17 protein-coding genes are annotated in these 15,133 nt (G+C 40.5%); 9 read left to right on the top strand and 8 right to left on the bottom strand.

The annotated features are described in order from the left end of the window. Nucleotide 1: 1 nt before the first annotated feature. Complete coding sequence (locus tag NOL38_RS03560; protein WP_105117933.1) at nucleotides 2–955, top strand: ABC transporter permease; 954 nt, start codon at nucleotides 2–4, stop codon at nucleotides 953–955. A 164-nt stretch (nucleotides 956–1,119) separates the two neighbouring features. Continuing rightward, entirely contained in the window at nucleotides 1,120–1,653 is a 534-nt protein-coding gene (locus NOL38_RS03555) for a dihydrofolate reductase family protein (protein ID WP_105210389.1), read from the top strand. A gap of 36 nt (nucleotides 1,654–1,689) precedes the next feature. On the opposite strand, the gene NOL38_RS03550 is transcribed toward NOL38_RS03555, so the two are convergent. Continuing rightward, nucleotides 1,690–2,673 (bottom strand): L-lactate dehydrogenase, encoded by a 984-nt coding sequence (locus NOL38_RS03550; protein ID WP_024378725.1) that lies wholly within the window; start codon nucleotides 2,671–2,673, stop codon nucleotides 1,690–1,692. Between the two features lie 188 nt (nucleotides 2,674–2,861). Between NOL38_RS03550 and gyrA the strand changes: the two genes are divergently transcribed. The 3 genes from gyrA (at nucleotide 2,862) to radC (ending at nucleotide 6,856) form a co-directional block, all read left to right on the top strand. After that, on the top strand, nucleotides 2,862–5,306 hold the full coding sequence (gyrA, locus tag NOL38_RS03545) for a DNA gyrase subunit A (protein WP_277941385.1): 2,445 nt from the start codon (nucleotides 2,862–2,864) through the stop codon (nucleotides 5,304–5,306). A 6-nt stretch (nucleotides 5,307–5,312) separates the two neighbouring features. Then, nucleotides 5,313–6,062 (top strand): class A sortase, encoded by a 750-nt coding sequence (locus NOL38_RS03540; protein ID WP_002940809.1) that lies wholly within the window; start codon nucleotides 5,313–5,315, stop codon nucleotides 6,060–6,062. Between the two features lie 113 nt (nucleotides 6,063–6,175). Beyond that, entirely contained in the window at nucleotides 6,176–6,856 is a 681-nt protein-coding gene (gene radC / locus NOL38_RS03535) for a RadC family protein (protein ID WP_002935253.1), read from the top strand. On the opposite strand, the gene NOL38_RS03530 is transcribed toward radC, so the two are convergent. The 7 genes from NOL38_RS03530 to NOL38_RS03500 all read right to left on the bottom strand — a co-directional run bounded on the left by NOL38_RS03530 (nucleotide 6,853) and on the right by NOL38_RS03500 (nucleotide 11,687). Next, nucleotides 6,853–7,545 (bottom strand): gamma-glutamyl-gamma-aminobutyrate hydrolase family protein, encoded by a 693-nt coding sequence (locus NOL38_RS03530; protein ID WP_024378703.1) that lies wholly within the window; start codon nucleotides 7,543–7,545, stop codon nucleotides 6,853–6,855. The genes radC and NOL38_RS03530 overlap by 4 nt on opposite strands. Nucleotides 7,546–7,548: 3 nt before the next feature. Then, complete coding sequence (locus NOL38_RS03525; RefSeq protein WP_002935251.1) at nucleotides 7,549–8,187, bottom strand: redox-sensing transcriptional repressor Rex; 639 nt, start codon at nucleotides 8,185–8,187, stop codon at nucleotides 7,549–7,551. Between the two features lie 134 nt (nucleotides 8,188–8,321). Further along, the gene (locus NOL38_RS03520; RefSeq protein ID WP_024378702.1) at nucleotides 8,322–8,525 is read right to left on the bottom strand and encodes a DUF4649 family protein; all 204 of its coding nucleotides are present in this window, start codon (nucleotides 8,523–8,525) and stop codon (nucleotides 8,322–8,324) included. A gap of 1 nt (nucleotide 8,526) precedes the next feature. Beyond that, the gene (locus tag NOL38_RS03515; protein WP_002940732.1) at nucleotides 8,527–8,871 is read right to left on the bottom strand and encodes a DUF1831 domain-containing protein; all 345 of its coding nucleotides are present in this window, start codon (nucleotides 8,869–8,871) and stop codon (nucleotides 8,527–8,529) included. A 1-nt stretch (nucleotide 8,872) separates the two neighbouring features. Beyond that, the gene (locus tag NOL38_RS03510) at nucleotides 8,873–9,988 is read right to left on the bottom strand and encodes a cysteine desulfurase family protein (protein ID WP_277941384.1); all 1,116 of its coding nucleotides are present in this window, start codon (nucleotides 9,986–9,988) and stop codon (nucleotides 8,873–8,875) included. A gap of 10 nt (nucleotides 9,989–9,998) precedes the next feature. Next, entirely contained in the window at nucleotides 9,999–10,976 is a 978-nt protein-coding gene (locus NOL38_RS03505; protein WP_012775438.1) for a ribose-phosphate diphosphokinase, read from the bottom strand. A gap of 144 nt (nucleotides 10,977–11,120) precedes the next feature. Beyond that, nucleotides 11,121–11,687, bottom strand: coding sequence for a CYTH domain-containing protein (locus NOL38_RS03500; protein ID WP_002940728.1), 567 nt, complete (start codon nucleotides 11,685–11,687; stop codon nucleotides 11,121–11,123). An 86-nt stretch (nucleotides 11,688–11,773) separates the two neighbouring features. Between NOL38_RS03500 and yjbM the strand changes: the two genes are divergently transcribed. The 4 genes from yjbM to pta are packed head-to-tail and all read left to right on the top strand — an operon-like array spanning nucleotide 11,774 to nucleotide 15,132. Continuing rightward, nucleotides 11,774–12,445, top strand: coding sequence for a GTP diphosphokinase (gene yjbM / locus NOL38_RS03495; RefSeq protein ID WP_002935242.1), 672 nt, complete (start codon nucleotides 11,774–11,776; stop codon nucleotides 12,443–12,445). Next, on the top strand, nucleotides 12,429–13,247 hold the full coding sequence (locus NOL38_RS03490) for an NAD kinase (RefSeq protein ID WP_002935241.1): 819 nt from the start codon (nucleotides 12,429–12,431) through the stop codon (nucleotides 13,245–13,247). Before yjbM ends, NOL38_RS03490 begins: the two co-directional genes overlap by 17 nt. After that, nucleotides 13,247–14,140 (top strand): RluA family pseudouridine synthase, encoded by an 894-nt coding sequence (locus tag NOL38_RS03485; RefSeq protein ID WP_002940727.1) that lies wholly within the window; start codon nucleotides 13,247–13,249, stop codon nucleotides 14,138–14,140. The genes NOL38_RS03490 and NOL38_RS03485 overlap by 1 nt, the downstream gene beginning before the upstream one ends. 17 nt (nucleotides 14,141–14,157) lie before the next feature. Beyond that, on the top strand, nucleotides 14,158–15,132 hold the full coding sequence (gene pta / locus NOL38_RS03480; RefSeq protein WP_029176800.1) for a phosphate acetyltransferase: 975 nt from the start codon (nucleotides 14,158–14,160) through the stop codon (nucleotides 15,130–15,132). Nucleotide 15,133 lies beyond the last annotated feature (1 nt).

Genomic DNA, 15,133 nt, shown 5'->3' with positions numbered 1-15,133 from the left:
GATGAATATTTCCATTCTTGCCTTACTCATTTCGCAGATGTTAATTTACTCAGCACCCCTTATTTTTACAAGTCTTGGTGGTGTCTTCTCTGAACGTGGCGGTATCGTAAACGTTGGTTTGGAGGGAATTATGGTTATCGGTGCCTTTGCTGGCGTTGTCTTCAACATTGAATTTGCTGAAACCTTTGGTAAAGCAACTCCTTTGTTAGCAATCCTAGTTGGTGGTTTAGCAGGTGTCTTATTTGCAGCAGTTCATGCCATGGCTACCATTAACTTCCGTGCAGACCACGTCGTATCTGGTACAGTGTTGAACCTTCTAGCTCCAGCCTTGGGTGTCTTCCTTGTCAAAGTTATCTATAACAAGGGACAAACTGACAGCATCACTCAGTCATTCGGTAAGTTTTCATTCCCAGTATTGGCTGATATTCCGGTTATTGGAGATATTTTCTTTAAGAATACGAGTTTGATGGGTTATGTTGCTATTGCAACGGCATTCCTGGCATGGTTCATTCTATATAAGACTAAGTTTGGCCTTCGTCTTCGCTCAGTTGGTGAGCACCCACAAGCAGCTGATACACTTGGTATCAATGTTTATGCTATGCGTTATGCAGGTGTACTGATTGCTGGTTTCCTTGGTGGTGTTGGTGGTGCAGTAAGTGCCCAATCCGTAAACATTAACTTCTCAGCAACAACCATCGTTGGTTCAGGTTTCATCGCTTTGGCCGCAGTAATCTTTGGTAAGTGGAATCCAATTGGTGCCATGTTAGCCAGCCTCTTCTTTGGTCTATCACAAAGTTTAGCAGTAGTTGGAAGCCAGCTTCCAGGTTTGAAAGATATTCCAACAGTATATCTCCAAATTGCGCCTTATCTAATCACAGTCGTTGCCCTCTCTGCCTTCTTCGGAAAAGCAGTCGCACCAAAAGCCGACGGCGTTAACTATATTAAATCTAAGTAATAAAAAGGTCCAGTGGACCTTTTTATCATGAGCTTGAATATCAGAAGGCAAACTAGTCTGGCAGCATAGGTGATACTTTTTGCTCGAAATTAAAATTCATCTTCTGCCTACTATAGATTTTTATGTTATACTTGGTTACTCGAGAATATGTGAGGAGGAAAGTTATGGCTAGACGCCTAGTTTTGAATATTGCAATGAGTTTAGACGGTTATATCGCTCGAACAGACGGGAGTTATGATTGGATAGAGGGGCATGGTACAGATCAATATGACACGACCTTGCAATTCGATAATCCTGCATTTTTCAGTAGCTGTGATACGGTCATCATGGGGCGAAAATCATTGGAAGATTGCCCTCTGGAGATGATTGAGGGATATCAGGAAAAGCAGTTTATTATTGCCAGTCGTTCGGAATATGCTAACTATAACAATGTACGATTTGTAAAGGACATTGTTGCAGAAATCGAGCAATTGCGAGCAGAAGAAGGTGGTGATATCTGGCTTTTTGGTGGAGCTAGCTTGGTTCAAACCTGTCTAGAAGCTGGAGTAATTGACCATTTCATTATTGGGATTATTCCAATAATCTTAGGTGAGGGTATTTCACTTTTTGATGGCCTGACCAAAGAGCAGAAATTGATTTTAGTAGAGTCTACAGTAACCGATGGCATTGCCATGTTACGGTATGATATACGAAAATAAAAAAAGGTGGACCAATGGTTCACCTTTTTAGTCTACTTAGTTTTTAACACCAGCAGCAATTTCTGGGTTGGCGAAAGCATCGTCAATGATGTCTTTCAATTGCTTAGCAGAAGCTTGCATTTTTTGCAATTCAGCATCATTCAATGGGATGTTTACTGGACGAACGATACCGTGTGCACCGATAATAGCTGGTTGACCGATGAAGACATCTTCAACACCTTCGTATTGACCTGCTTGGTATACAGACAATGGAAGAACTGCATTTTCATCATCAAAGATTGCTTTAGTAATACGAGCAAGAGCGACACCGATACCGTAGTATGTTGCACCTTTTTTGTTGATGATTGAGTAAGCTGCATCACGAACAGATACAAACAAGTCAACAAGACCTTGCTCATCGATATCGCGGTTATCTTGCAACCAGTCGTACAATTTCACACCTGCAACGTTAGCGTGTGACCAAACTGCGAATTCAGAATCACCGTGCTCACCCATGATGTAGGCGTGTACTGAACGTGCGTCGATGCCAATTTTCTCAGCCAATGCTTGACGGAAACGAGCTGAGTCAAGAGAAGTACCAGAACCGATAACGCGTTCTTTAGGGAAACCTGAGAATTTCCAAGTTGAGTAAGTCAATACGTCAACAGGGTTTGCGGCAACAAGGAAGATACCGTTGAAACCAGATTTAACAATTTCAGTAACGATTTGTTGGTTAATACGAAGGTTTTTCTCAACCAATTCAAGGCGTGTTTCACCTGGTTTTTGTGGCAAACCAGCTGTCAAAACAACCAAGTCTGCATCGTGAGCATCTGAATACTCAGCAGAATAGATTTTTTTAGGGAAAGTAAAGGCCAATGCGTGGCTCAAGTCTTCTGCGTCACCTTGTGTACGGTCTTTGTTGATATCGATTATACCCAATTCTTGACCAATACCTTGGTTAACAAGTGCATAAGCATAAGCAGAACCTACGGCACCATCACCGACAAGGATAACTTTTTTGTGTTGTTTAGTTGCAGTCATTGCTAAACATCTCCTTAGTTTTATTTGGGGATGACCTCATCCCAACCATCTACCATTCTAGCACTTTTTAGGTGTTTTGTCACTTGTGAAAGGGACTTTGAAAATGTTTACATGATAGTTTTCAATAAAGAGTTTTGTCGTAAAATATGGTATAATAGAGGCACAATGACTGTTGAAAGAGGCATAAGATGCAAGATAAAAACTTAGTAACGGTGAATCTTACCAACGAGATGAAATCATCCTTCATCGACTATGCGATGAGTGTAATCGTTTCGCGTGCTTTGCCAGATGTGCGAGATGGTCTCAAGCCTGTTCATCGCCGTATTTTGTACGGAATGAATGAGTTAGGGATTACACCAGATAAACCCCATAAGAAATCTGCCCGTATCACAGGGGATGTTATGGGTAAATACCATCCGCACGGGGATAAGGCCATTTATGACGCCATGGTTCGTATGGCGCAGTGGTGGAGCTATCGCCATATGCTAGTTGATGGCCACGGAAACTTCGGTTCTATGGATGGTGATGGAGCTGCTGCCCAGCGTTATACAGAGGCTCGTATGAGCAAGATTGCTTTGGAAATGCTCCGTGATATTAACAAGAATACGGTAAACTATGCGGACAACTATGATGCTAGTGAGCGTGAGCCAGAAGTTCTACCGGCTCGCTTCCCTAATCTTTTGGTTAATGGTACGACTGGTATTGCCGTTGGTATGGCGACCAACATTCCGCCACATAACTTGGGCGAAACCATCGAAGCTGTGAAGCTGGTGATGGACAATCCAGAGGTAACAACTCGGGAAATCATGGAAGTCCTTCCTGGGCCAGACTTTCCAACTGGTGCCTTGGTCATGGGGAAATCAGGTATCCACCGTGCCTATGAGACAGGTAATGGCTCTATTACCCTTCGTTCACGTACAGAAATCGAAGAGTATGGAAACGGCCGTGAGCGTATTGTCGTTACTGAGTTTCCATACATGGTTAACAAGTCCAAGGTTCAAGAACATATTGTTAAATTAGTCCAAGAAAAACGTATTGAAGGAATCACTGCTGTTCGAGACGAATCCAACCGTGAGGGTGTACGATTTGTTATCGAAGTTCGTCGTGATGCTTCTGCTAACGTTATTTTGAATAACCTATTCAAGCAAACACAGCTTCAAACCAACTTTAGTTTCAACATGTTGGCCATCCAAAATGGTGTACCGAAAATCCTTTCTGTACGTCAGATTCTAGAGTCTTATATTGAACACCAAAAAGAAGTAGTCACTCGTCGTACACGATTTGATAAAGAAAAGGCTGAGGCGCGTGCTCATATCTTAGAAGGCTTGCTGATTGCTCTTGACCATATTGATGAAGTCATTCGTATTATCCGTAATTCAGAAACTGATGCTATTGCTCAAGCTGAATTGATGGAGAAATTTGACCTTTCTGAACGTCAGAGTCAGGCTATTCTTGATATGCGTCTTCGTCGTTTGACAGGTTTGGAACGGGACAAGATTCAATCAGAATATGATGAGTTAGTGGCCTTGATTGCAGATTTGGCTGACATTCTAGCTAAGCCTGAGCGTGTTGTTCAGATTATTAAAGACGAATTAGAAGAAGTCAAACGTAAATATGCTGACCCACGCCGTACAGAATTGATTGTTGGTGAAGTTCTTTCCCTTGAAGATGAGGACTTGATTGAAGAAACGGATGTTTTAATCACCTTGTCAAACCAAGGCTACATCAAGCGTTTGGCACAGGATGAGTTTCAAGCTCAGAAGCGTGGAGGACGTGGGGTTCAAGGAACTGGTGTCAAGGATGATGATTTTGTACGAGAATTAGTCTCTACAAGCACTCATGATCGCTTGCTTTTCTTCACTAATAAGGGACGTGTTTACCGTCTCAAAGGCTATGAAATCCCAGAATATGGTCGCACTGCAAAGGGACTTCCAGTGGTCAATTTGCTTAAATTGGAAGAAAACGAGGCAATTCAAACCATTATCAATGTAACTAAGGACCAGGAGGCAGATAGCTATCTCTTCTTTGCAACCCGACAAGGTGTTGTAAAACGGACTAGTGTGTCAGAATTTGCCAATATTCGCCAGAGCGGTCTGAAAGCTTTGAATTTGAAAGAAGACGATGAACTCATCAATGTTTTCTTAACAAATGGTCAAGCAGACATTATTATGGGGACTAGGTTCGGTTATTCTGTACGTTTCACTGAAACAGATGTTCGTAATATGGGCCGTACAGCAACAGGTGTTCGTGGTATCAATTTACGCGAGGGAGACCAGTTAGTTGGCGCTACTATGATTTCTGATGACCAAGAAGTACTCGTATTGACGGAAAAAGGTTTTGGTAAACGTACACCAGCCAGTGAGTATCCAACCAAAGGTCGTGGTGGTAAGGGTATCAAGACTCTTAAAGTTGCTGAGAAGAATGGTTCTCTGGCAGGTTTGACAACGGTATCTGGTGATGAAGATATTATGGTTATTACCGATACTGGTGTGATTATTCGTACAAGTGTTGCGAATATCTCTCAAACTGGTCGTTCAACCATGGGGGTAAAAGTGATGCGCTTGAATGATGAAGCGAAAATCATGACCTTTGCCTTGGTAGATGCTGCCGAAATTAAAGAAGAAAAGGAATAAATAGTCATGTCAAAACGTGAAAACAAGAAGAAGCGTAAAGGTTCTTTTTGGCGCAATCTTTTAACAGTTGTATTGATACTGATTTCCCTAGCGTTGATATTCAACACCTCTATCCGTAATTTTATTATCGGCTGGAATACGAATAAATACCAGATTAGCAATGTTACGACAGAGGATATCGAAAAGAATAAACAGGCTGAAACAACATTTGATTTCGATCAGGTTCAGTCTATTTCTACAGAGGCTATTTTAGCAGCTCAGTGGGATGCACAACGCTTACCTGTAATTGGTGGAATTGCGGTTCCCGAGCTTGGTATCAACCTTCCTATTTTTAAAGGGGTCTTCAATACTTCGCTCATGTATGGAGCTGGTACTATGAAGGAAAACCAAGAGATGGGGAAAGGAAATTATGCGTTGGCCAGCCACCATATTTTTGGTGTAACTGGTGCGGCAGATGTTCTCTTTTCACCGCTTGATCGTGCTAAAAATGGCATGAAAATCTATATTACTGACAAGACCAATGTTTACACCTACGTTATTGATAGTGTGGAAATTGTTTCGCCTGAAAGTGTCTATGTCATTGATGATGTAGAAGGACGTACAGAAGTTACGTTGGTAACATGTACGGACTATAATGCGACGCAACGTATCATTGTAAAAGGAGTTCTTGAATCAACAACTCCATATAATGAAACTGCAAAAGACATCTTAGATTCCTTCAATAAGAGTTATAATCAGTATGATTATGGACAATAAAACATCTATATATTAAGGATAAAGAAGTGGTATAAGACTGGGGAGATATTCTTTGGTTTTATATGGCTTCTTTTTTTGCAAGATTTTACGAATAGATAGGTGAGGAGGAAATTATGTATCAAATTGAATTTAAAGAAGAGGCCATTCTACCTAGAGAACGTTTAGTAGAAGTTGGAGCTGAGCGTCTCAGTAATCAAGAACTACTAGCAATTTTTATCAGAACTGGGACAAAAAAAGAACCTGTTTCTATTCTCTCCAATAAATTATTGAATCGTTTGGAGAGTTTAGCGGCTCTAAGAGAACTATCAATTGAAGAATTGCAAAGTTTGACTGGAATTGGGCGCGTCAAGGCGATTGAAATTAAGGCTATGATTGAACTTGGAAAACGTATCAATCAATCAGAGTTGCTCTTAAATGAGAGAATTTTGGGAAGTGAGAAGTTGGGACGTAAGATGATTCATGAAATCGGGCATAAGAAGCAGGAGCATCTAGTTGCACTTTATCTCAATACCCAGAACCAGATTATCAGTCAAAAAACGATTTTTATTGGGAGTGTTAATCGTAGCATTGCAGAACCACGTGAAATTTTGCATTACGCAGTAAAATGTATGGCAACATCGATTATCATCGTTCATAACCACCCGTCGGGTTCAGTACAACCTAGTAGGAATGATTTGCTATTTACGGAGAATTTAAAAGAGTCCTGCGAAAAGCTAGGACTGGTATTATTAGATCATTTAATTGTTGGAAACAAGGATTACTATTCTTTTAGAGAAGAAAGTGAGTTATTTTAAAGTTTATTGACAATATAGTGGAAGAGTTCTTTTTCAATCTCACGTTTACCGTAGAGTAGTTCAGGATGCCATTGAACCCCTAAAAATTTAGTTGGGTAGGCTGAATGAACTGCTTCAATAATCTGTTGATTATCTGATAGTGCAATGATTTCTAAATCAGGGGCTAAGTCTTTGATAGCCTGACGGTGAAATGAGTTCACACTCGGATCGGACTTATATATGTCGTAAAGTGGACTATTTTGAGTCAGTTGAATCGTTTGACTGACTTCTTGTCCGTCTATGTCTTGCCAATGTTCAGAAATTGATTGATGAAGGCTACCACCTTGAGCTACATTGTAGAGCTGTAGACCTCGGCAGATACCGAAGATAGGTTTCTGATTTTCTTGGGCAGCCCTTATGAGGGCTAATTCAAACTCGTCACGCTTTGGTAGATAATTATCGCTGTCAATAGTTCTTTCTTCGTGATAGTAACTTGGCTGGACATTTTGTCCTCCTGTTAGGATGAGTTTGTCAATAAGATGGATATAATATTTTGCCAAATCTGGCTCTGTAGCTGGAAGGATGAGTGGGAGCCCGCCAGCATCTTCAATAGCTTGTACGAGGCAAGTCTGGGTATAAGAAAGCAGGGGTTCTGTATGATCCCCTGTTTTATATTCATTTCCAGAAATACCAATAACTGGTTTTTTCATTGCTTATCCTTTTCGCATAAAGTAGAGTAGTGTCTGTAATTCACTAGTCAAATCAACATACTGGACAACGACATCTTTTGGGACAGACAAGTTAACTGGTGAAAAGCTCAGAATTCCCTTGACACCAGCTTCAACAAGAATATCGGTCACTTCTTGTGCCTTGACGCTGGGTACCGTTAGAATGGCTGTCTGAGAGTTTGCTTCGCTGATACGTTCCTTGATTTCTGAGATTGCGTGGATTGGGATATTTTCATCTGTCGTTCCAACAGCTGGATTATCATCTGCTTCAAAAGCCATGACTATTTTCATTTTATTTCGTTCGTGGAAGCGATAGTGTAGCAAGGCCCGCCCCATATTCCCGACTCCAACAAGCATAACATTGGTGATGGAGGTATCATTTAGAATATCCGCAAAGAAATCCATCAACTCTTTGACATTGTAGCCAAAGCCACGACGCCCAAGCTCTCCAAAATAGGAAAAATCTCGGCGGACGGTAGCCGAATCGATTCCGATAGCTTCAGCAATTTCTTTTGAACTAGCTTTTTCAATATTTCCTGCATAGAAACGTTTAAAAATGCGATAATAGAGGGATAGACGTTTGGCAGTAGCGCGTGGAATATCAGATTTTTTATCGTTTTTCACTTTAGACTCCTTTATTTCGATAGAATACGCTTTATCGATTATTTATATATTAAACAGTTCTTTATTCTATTCTAGTCCAAGTTTGTGAAAAAATCAACAGATTGATTTTAAAAAAAGATTAAACAGGAAACTGTCTAATCTAGTGTTTGTAAATAGCGATAGAGATCTCCGATTGTCCCTTTGTAATCCAGAGCTTGTCCGTCTTGTGTAATGCTGGTAACTGGATAATAGTCTGGGAGGGTTAAGCAACCGGAAAAAGCCAGAATGGCTGCATCCTTATTCTCAAATGTTTGGATACGTTCTTGCTTGTAAGCGTCAAGATAGTGAATTTCAATCATACTAAGCCTCTTTTGTAAAGATGTCACGGTCAATCAAGCTATCCATGAGGAAATAGAATTTTTCTTGAATAACCTTGTTACTTTCTGGCTTAAAAATGTTTACCAGATGAAGACCAGACTTGTCGGTAATGTTAATTTTAAAACCAGTTAGGTCTTGATTGATAATAATTTTCAAGAGGAATCCTTGGTTTGAATTTGGAATTTCTTCCAGAAGACGTGTAAGCTGATAGTGACCTGCTTTGGTTTGTTCAAAGGTGTTATCACGGAGTGTATATTTTTTGATAGCAGGGCTAATGTGATAAGTAAAATTACAATCTTTTAAGGTAACTGATTGTTGGAATGCCATTTTAACCTCCAAGTATTTTCTTTAGTTCGATGATAAGAGTATCTATCTCTTCTTTTGTATTGATTTCAGATAGGCTGATACGAATGGATTCTTTCAGACGATGGGAGTCTTTTCCATACATAGCTTCTAAAACATGGCTATTTTGGACAACACCTGCCGTACATGCAGAACCGCTAGAAACAGCAATACCTGCCAAATCTAGTTGCATGAGTAGTTGTTCATTAAGTTTACCAGGAAAACCGATATTAAGGACATGAGGGAGATGAGGTCCAGCCTGATTGAGATAATAATCTAAGCCAGATAATCCCTCAATAATATGTTGTCGCAGTTCACTGACATGCTTATGATGCGTATCTAAGGACTCATATTGTTCTGTTAGGGCAGTCGCCATAGCAGCAATAGCAGGGAGATTCTCAGTACCTGCTCGATGTTGCTGTTCCTGCTTTCCGCCGTGAATCAAGGAATCAAATTTATGAACTTTACTATACAGGAATCCCGTCCCCTTTGGACCATGGAATTTATGGGCAGAGGCCGCGAGCAAGTCAATTCCGTAGTCAGAGGGAGAAATTGTAATTTTTCCAATTGCTTGGACAGCATCTACATGAAAGACGGCCTGATGATCGGCTAGGAGCTCTCCAATTTCCTTGATGGGGAGTAGCTGACCGGTCTCATTGTTAGCAAACATGACGCTGACTAAAATAGTATCTGGTCGAAGGGCATCCTGAATTTGTTGAGCGGTGATTACTTGATTGACTGGTTGGATATAGGTTACCTCGAACCCAAACCGATCCTCTAGATACTGCATGGTATGGAGCACAGCATGGTGTTCGATAGCCGTAGTAATCAGGTGTTTTCCTTTGGATTGATGCGCAAGTGCATAGCCTTGAATAGCTAAAGCATCAGCTTCGGAGCCTCCAGATGTGAAAATAATTTGTTCAGGAGAGGCGGAGAGAATCTGAGCAATCTCTTGACGACTTTGTCTAAGATATTGATTGGCTTTCCGACCGCTTTGATGAATACTGGAGGGGTTTCCATAATTTTCTTGAGCCACTTCCATCATCCGTTGGAGTGCAGTAGGAGATAGAGCAGTGGTTGCTGCATTATCTAAATAAATCAAAGAGTTACTCCTAGTTTTCTTTTTCAGGACTAGTAAATTTGAAAAGTGGGCTGAGTGGCTGATGTTCTTGGATGCGGTGGATGGCATCTGCAATCAAGTCACTAGCTGTTAGGAAGGCGATATTTTTAGGATGCTGTTCTTTGCTTGCAACAGAATCGGTAACTAATATTTCTTTGATTGGTGCTTCATCTAAGAGTTGGGCTGCAGTTCCTGCAAAGAGACCATGGCTGGCAACTGCATAAATTTCAGTAGCACCACCTTCTTGGACAATTTTTGAAGCTTGTGAGAAAGTGCGACCAGTATTGAGAATATCGTCCACCAAAATAGCTTTTTTACCAGCAACATCACCGATAATATAGCCTTCAGAACGCTCAGAATCATCTTGAGCGTAGTCGATAATCGCAATCGGTGCATTTAGAAATTCAGCGATATTACGCGCGCGTTTGATACCAGAATTTTTAGGACTCACAATGACGACATCTTCTCCGCAGAGTCCTTTTTCCATGTAGTAGGCTGCAAAAAGTGGTTCTGTAAGGAGATTGTCTACTGGAATATCAAAGAAACCTTGAATTTGTGAAGCGTGTAAATCAAGAGTCAATACACGGTCGACACCAGCTTTAACCAGCATATTTGCAACTAATTTAGCTGTAATTGGTTCGCGTGGAGAAGCGGTACGGTCTTGACGAGCATAGCCGAAATAAGGGATGACCGCTGTAATGGTGTTGGCACTAGCACGTTTACAAGCATCGATCATAATCAATAATTCCCACAAGTGATTATTGACCGGATAGCTTGTTGATTGGATAATGTAGACGTCTACGCCACGTACAGATTCTTCAATGTTAATTTGAATCTCACCATCAGAAAACTGACGAGAAGACAGCTTTCCAAGAGGAATTCCAGCAGAATCAGCAATTTTTTCAGCAATATCACGGTTGCTATTGAGTGAGAATAATTTAATGTTATGTTCACCGAGTGGTTGTACCATTTTAAAGTAACTCCTTTTACACACTGAGCTTTTATGATGACATAAAAGTATTTTTTACAATAGATAGTTCTATTCTATCAAAAAAATGAAAAATTTTCAGTAGTGAAACTAAAAAATCAACCTTATTTGGCTGATTTTTTATAGTTATTTCATGTGGGCAGCTGTTCGTGCAACCTTACTACTAGCATATTTGAATTGAATTGATTTCTTCTTAAGGAATTCATCAAAAAGAATTTTCCCTGCATCTGCATCGGTCACTTCGACTTCTAATTCGTAATCTTTTTGTCCCACATAATCATTTTCATCGAGGGCCATAAGACCTATAGATGTCTGTTTCTCATAGCGTTTTGTTGTGAGGCTCCCCCAGACAGCAAGTTTATCAAGTGGAATTTCGGTTGCAGAAATAATATCAGAAATTTGTCCGGCTGGTAGTTGAAAATTTTCCAGTAAATGATGAGCAGTTTGGATGTCTAGAACTTGGTTATATTCTTGATTTCCGACTTCTTGTGGAATTTTTAAGGTTAGTTCTGCTGAGTCCTCAAATGTACGAATACGGAGTGAAAAGCGGTGATTCTTCATATCTAGGTCTGGGGTATCAATGTAGTGGTTTGTTTGAAGAATTGGGCTCACATCTGAAAAGTCAGTAAGCAGGCGTTTGTATTCGGATTTGGTCAGTAAGGTTTTATACTCAATTTCAAGGTGGTTTTTCATGCAGTAAACCCTTTCAATGTGTTATAATAGATTAGTCTTTGTGTTATTCTAATACAATTTAAAAGTTTTGACAAGAAAGGGGCCGTATGGACTTTAACTGGGAAGAATTTTTAGACCCCTATATTCAGACAGTTGGTGAATTGAAAATCAAACTGCGGGGGATTCGCAAGCAGTATCGCAAGGCTAATCGGCATTCTCCAATTGAGTTTGTCACAGGACGGGTAAAACCGATTGAATCCATTAAAGAAAAGATGGCCCTGCGACATATCAAATTGGAAAATCTTGCTCAAGATATGCAAGATATTGCCGGTCTTCGGATTATGGTTCAATTTGTGGACGACATTGAAGAAGTATTAGCTATTTTGCGGAAACGCAAGGATATGCAAATTGTGCATGAACGGGATTATATCAATAATATGAAAGCCTCTGGCTACCGTTCATATCATGTGGTGATTGAGTATCCTGTGGATACTATAAATGGCAACGAGACGGTTCTGGCAGAAATCCAGATTCGAACCCTTTCCATGAATTTCTGGGCTACAATTGAACATTCTCTGAATTATAAATATAAGGGGAATTTTCCAGAAGAAATCAAGAAACGCTTGGAAGTTACAGCAAAAATTGCCTATGAATTAGATGAGGAGATGCGAAAAATCCGCAACGACATTCAAGAAGCGCAGGCCTTATTTGATCCTGCCTATCGCAAACTGAATGACGGTGTGGGCAACAGTGATGATACAGATGAAGAATACAGGTAGAAAAAAAATCGCTCTGCTCGCTAGTCGAAATCCTAAGAGTGAAGCGGTGTCCAAAGAATTATGGACAAAGTTAAAAGAAGCAAATTTTATTTTGACTCCTAAAAATCCAGATATTGTCATTTCTATCGGTGGAGATGGGATGCTTTTATCTGCTTTTCACAAATATGAAAAGTTGATTGATCGTGTACGTTTTGTAGGAATTCACACGGGTCATTTGGGGTTTTATACAGATTATCGCGATTTTGAAGTGGACAAGCTGATTGAAAATCTTAAGCTTGATACAGGTGCTAGAGTATCGTATCCGATTTTAAATGTTAAGGTCAAGATGACAGATGGTCGCATTGTCGAGGCGCGTGCCTTAAATGAGGCGACAGTAAAACGTCTTTCTAAGACCATGGTCGCAGATATTATTATTAACAATGTGCCCTTCGAACGCTTTAGAGGGGATGGAATTTCGGTTTCAACGCCGACAGGCTCAACAGCCTATAACAAGTCATTAGGTGGTGCTGTTTTACATCCAACAATCGAGGCATTGCAGATTGCAGAAGTGGCAAGTTTGAACAATCGTGTTTACCGCACCTTGGGTTCATCCGTTGTTGTTCCTAAAAAAGACAAGATTGTGATTGAACCAAAGCATAGTGACCGTTACTCGATTGCGGTAGACAATAAGACTTTTGTCTATGATAGTATTGAAAGTATAGAGTATCAGATAGACAATAGTAAGATTCATTTTGTTGCAACACCGAGTCATACTAGTTTTTGGAATCGGGTTAAGGACGCCTTTATTGGAGAGGTGGAGTAATGCGGTTTGAATTCATTGCTGACCAGCATACGAAAATAAAGACTTTCCTTAAAAAACATGGTGTCTCTAAAGGCCTATTAGCGAAGATTAAGTATACCGGCGGCAATATCTGGGTCAACGATATTGAGCAAAATGCAACTTACTTGCTTGATATTGGAGATAGGGTTACAATTGACATACCTGCTGAAGAGGATTTGACTGGTAGTTTGAAACCGATTTCTTATCCACTGGATATCGTCTATGAAGATGATCATTTTCTGGCGATAAATAAGCCGGTTGGCTACGCATCCATTCCTTCTGCCTTGCATTCATCCACAATCGCAAATTTTGTAAAAGGTTATCTTATTGAGCAGAACTATGAGAATAAGCAGGTTCATATTGTGACTCGTCTGGATAGGGATACATCAGGCGTCATGCTGTTTGCCAAGCACGGCTACGCTCATGCACGACTCGATAAGCAGTTACAGGCCAAGCTTATTCATAAACGTTATTATGCTTTGGTGAAGGGGAATGGGCAGCTAGAAGAGACAGGGGATATTATTGCCCCTATCGGTCGTCCAGAAGACAGCATCATTACCCGTTGTGTAACAAAGAATGGAAAATATGCTCATACTTCCTATCGTGTTGTGCAATCGTGGGGAGATATTCATTTGGTAGATATTCAACTACATACTGGGCGGACTCATCAGATTCGTGTTCATTTTTCTCACATTGGATTTCCATTGTTAGGAGATGATATGTATGGTGGAAGTTTGGAATGTGGGATAGAACGTCAAGCCTTACATTGTCATAATTTGGCCTTCGACAATCCTTTTTCAGCCGAAAGGATTGATTTGGAAGCACCGCTTCCTGAGGATTTTCAGGCTGTTATCAATCAGTTAATAAGTAAATAAATTTAAGGAGTTTGTTCATGAAAATTTTTGAGCAATTAGCTACAAAGCTAGAGGGTAAAAAAGTACGTATCGTATTGCCAGAAGGTGAAGAACCACGTATCTTGCAGGCGACAAAACGTTTGGTAAATGAGTCGGATGTAGTACCCGTCTTGCTTGGAAACCCAGATCGTATTAAGATTTACCTTGACATTGAAGGGATTACAGAAGGTTTTGAAATTATTGACCCAGCTCATTATGATAGATATGATGAGATGGTAGCTGCTTTGGTAGAGCGCCGTAAAGGTAAGGTATCAGAAGAGCAGGCACATGAGTTGCTGAAAGATGTTAACTACTTTGGTGTTATGTTGGTATATATGGGCGTAGTAGAAGGTATGGTATCTGGTGCGATTCATTCAACTGCTTCAACAGTTCGTCCAGCTCTTCAAATCATTAAAACAGAGCCAGGTGTATCGAAAACATCAGGTGCCTTCTTGATGGTAAAAGGTGAAGAGCGTTATATTTTTGGTGACTGTGCTATCAACATTGATCCAGATGCTCAAACCTTGGCAGAAATCGCTATCAACTCAGCACGTACTGCTAAAATGTTTGGTATTGATCCAAAAGTTGCAATGCTCAGCTATTCAACAAAAGGATCTGGCTCAGGTCCTAAAGTTGATAAGGTGGTTGAAGCAACTAAAATTGCTCAAAAATTGCGTCCGGAGTTGGATTTGGACGGTGAATTGCAATTTGATGCTGCCTTTGTCCCTACTACAGGTAAATTAAAAGCACCAGGTTCGAGTGTTGCTGGTCAAGCGACTGTATTTATCTTCCCAGGTATCTCAGCTGGTAATATTGGTTATAAAATTGCCGAACGTATGGGAGGATTTGCAGCGGTAGGTCCTGTTTTACAAGGTTTGAATCAGCCTGTAAACGACTTGTCTCGTGGTTGTAACCCTGATGATGTTTACAACTTGACCTTGATTACTGCGGTTCAGGCTTTGGAGCACCGTTAAT

Origin of the sequence: Streptococcus suis (assembly GCF_029616525.1) — a bacterium.
Classification (GTDB): domain Bacteria; phylum Bacillota; class Bacilli; order Lactobacillales; family Streptococcaceae; genus Streptococcus; species Streptococcus suis_AF.
This window is presented reverse-complemented; position numbering and strand designations above follow the sequence as displayed.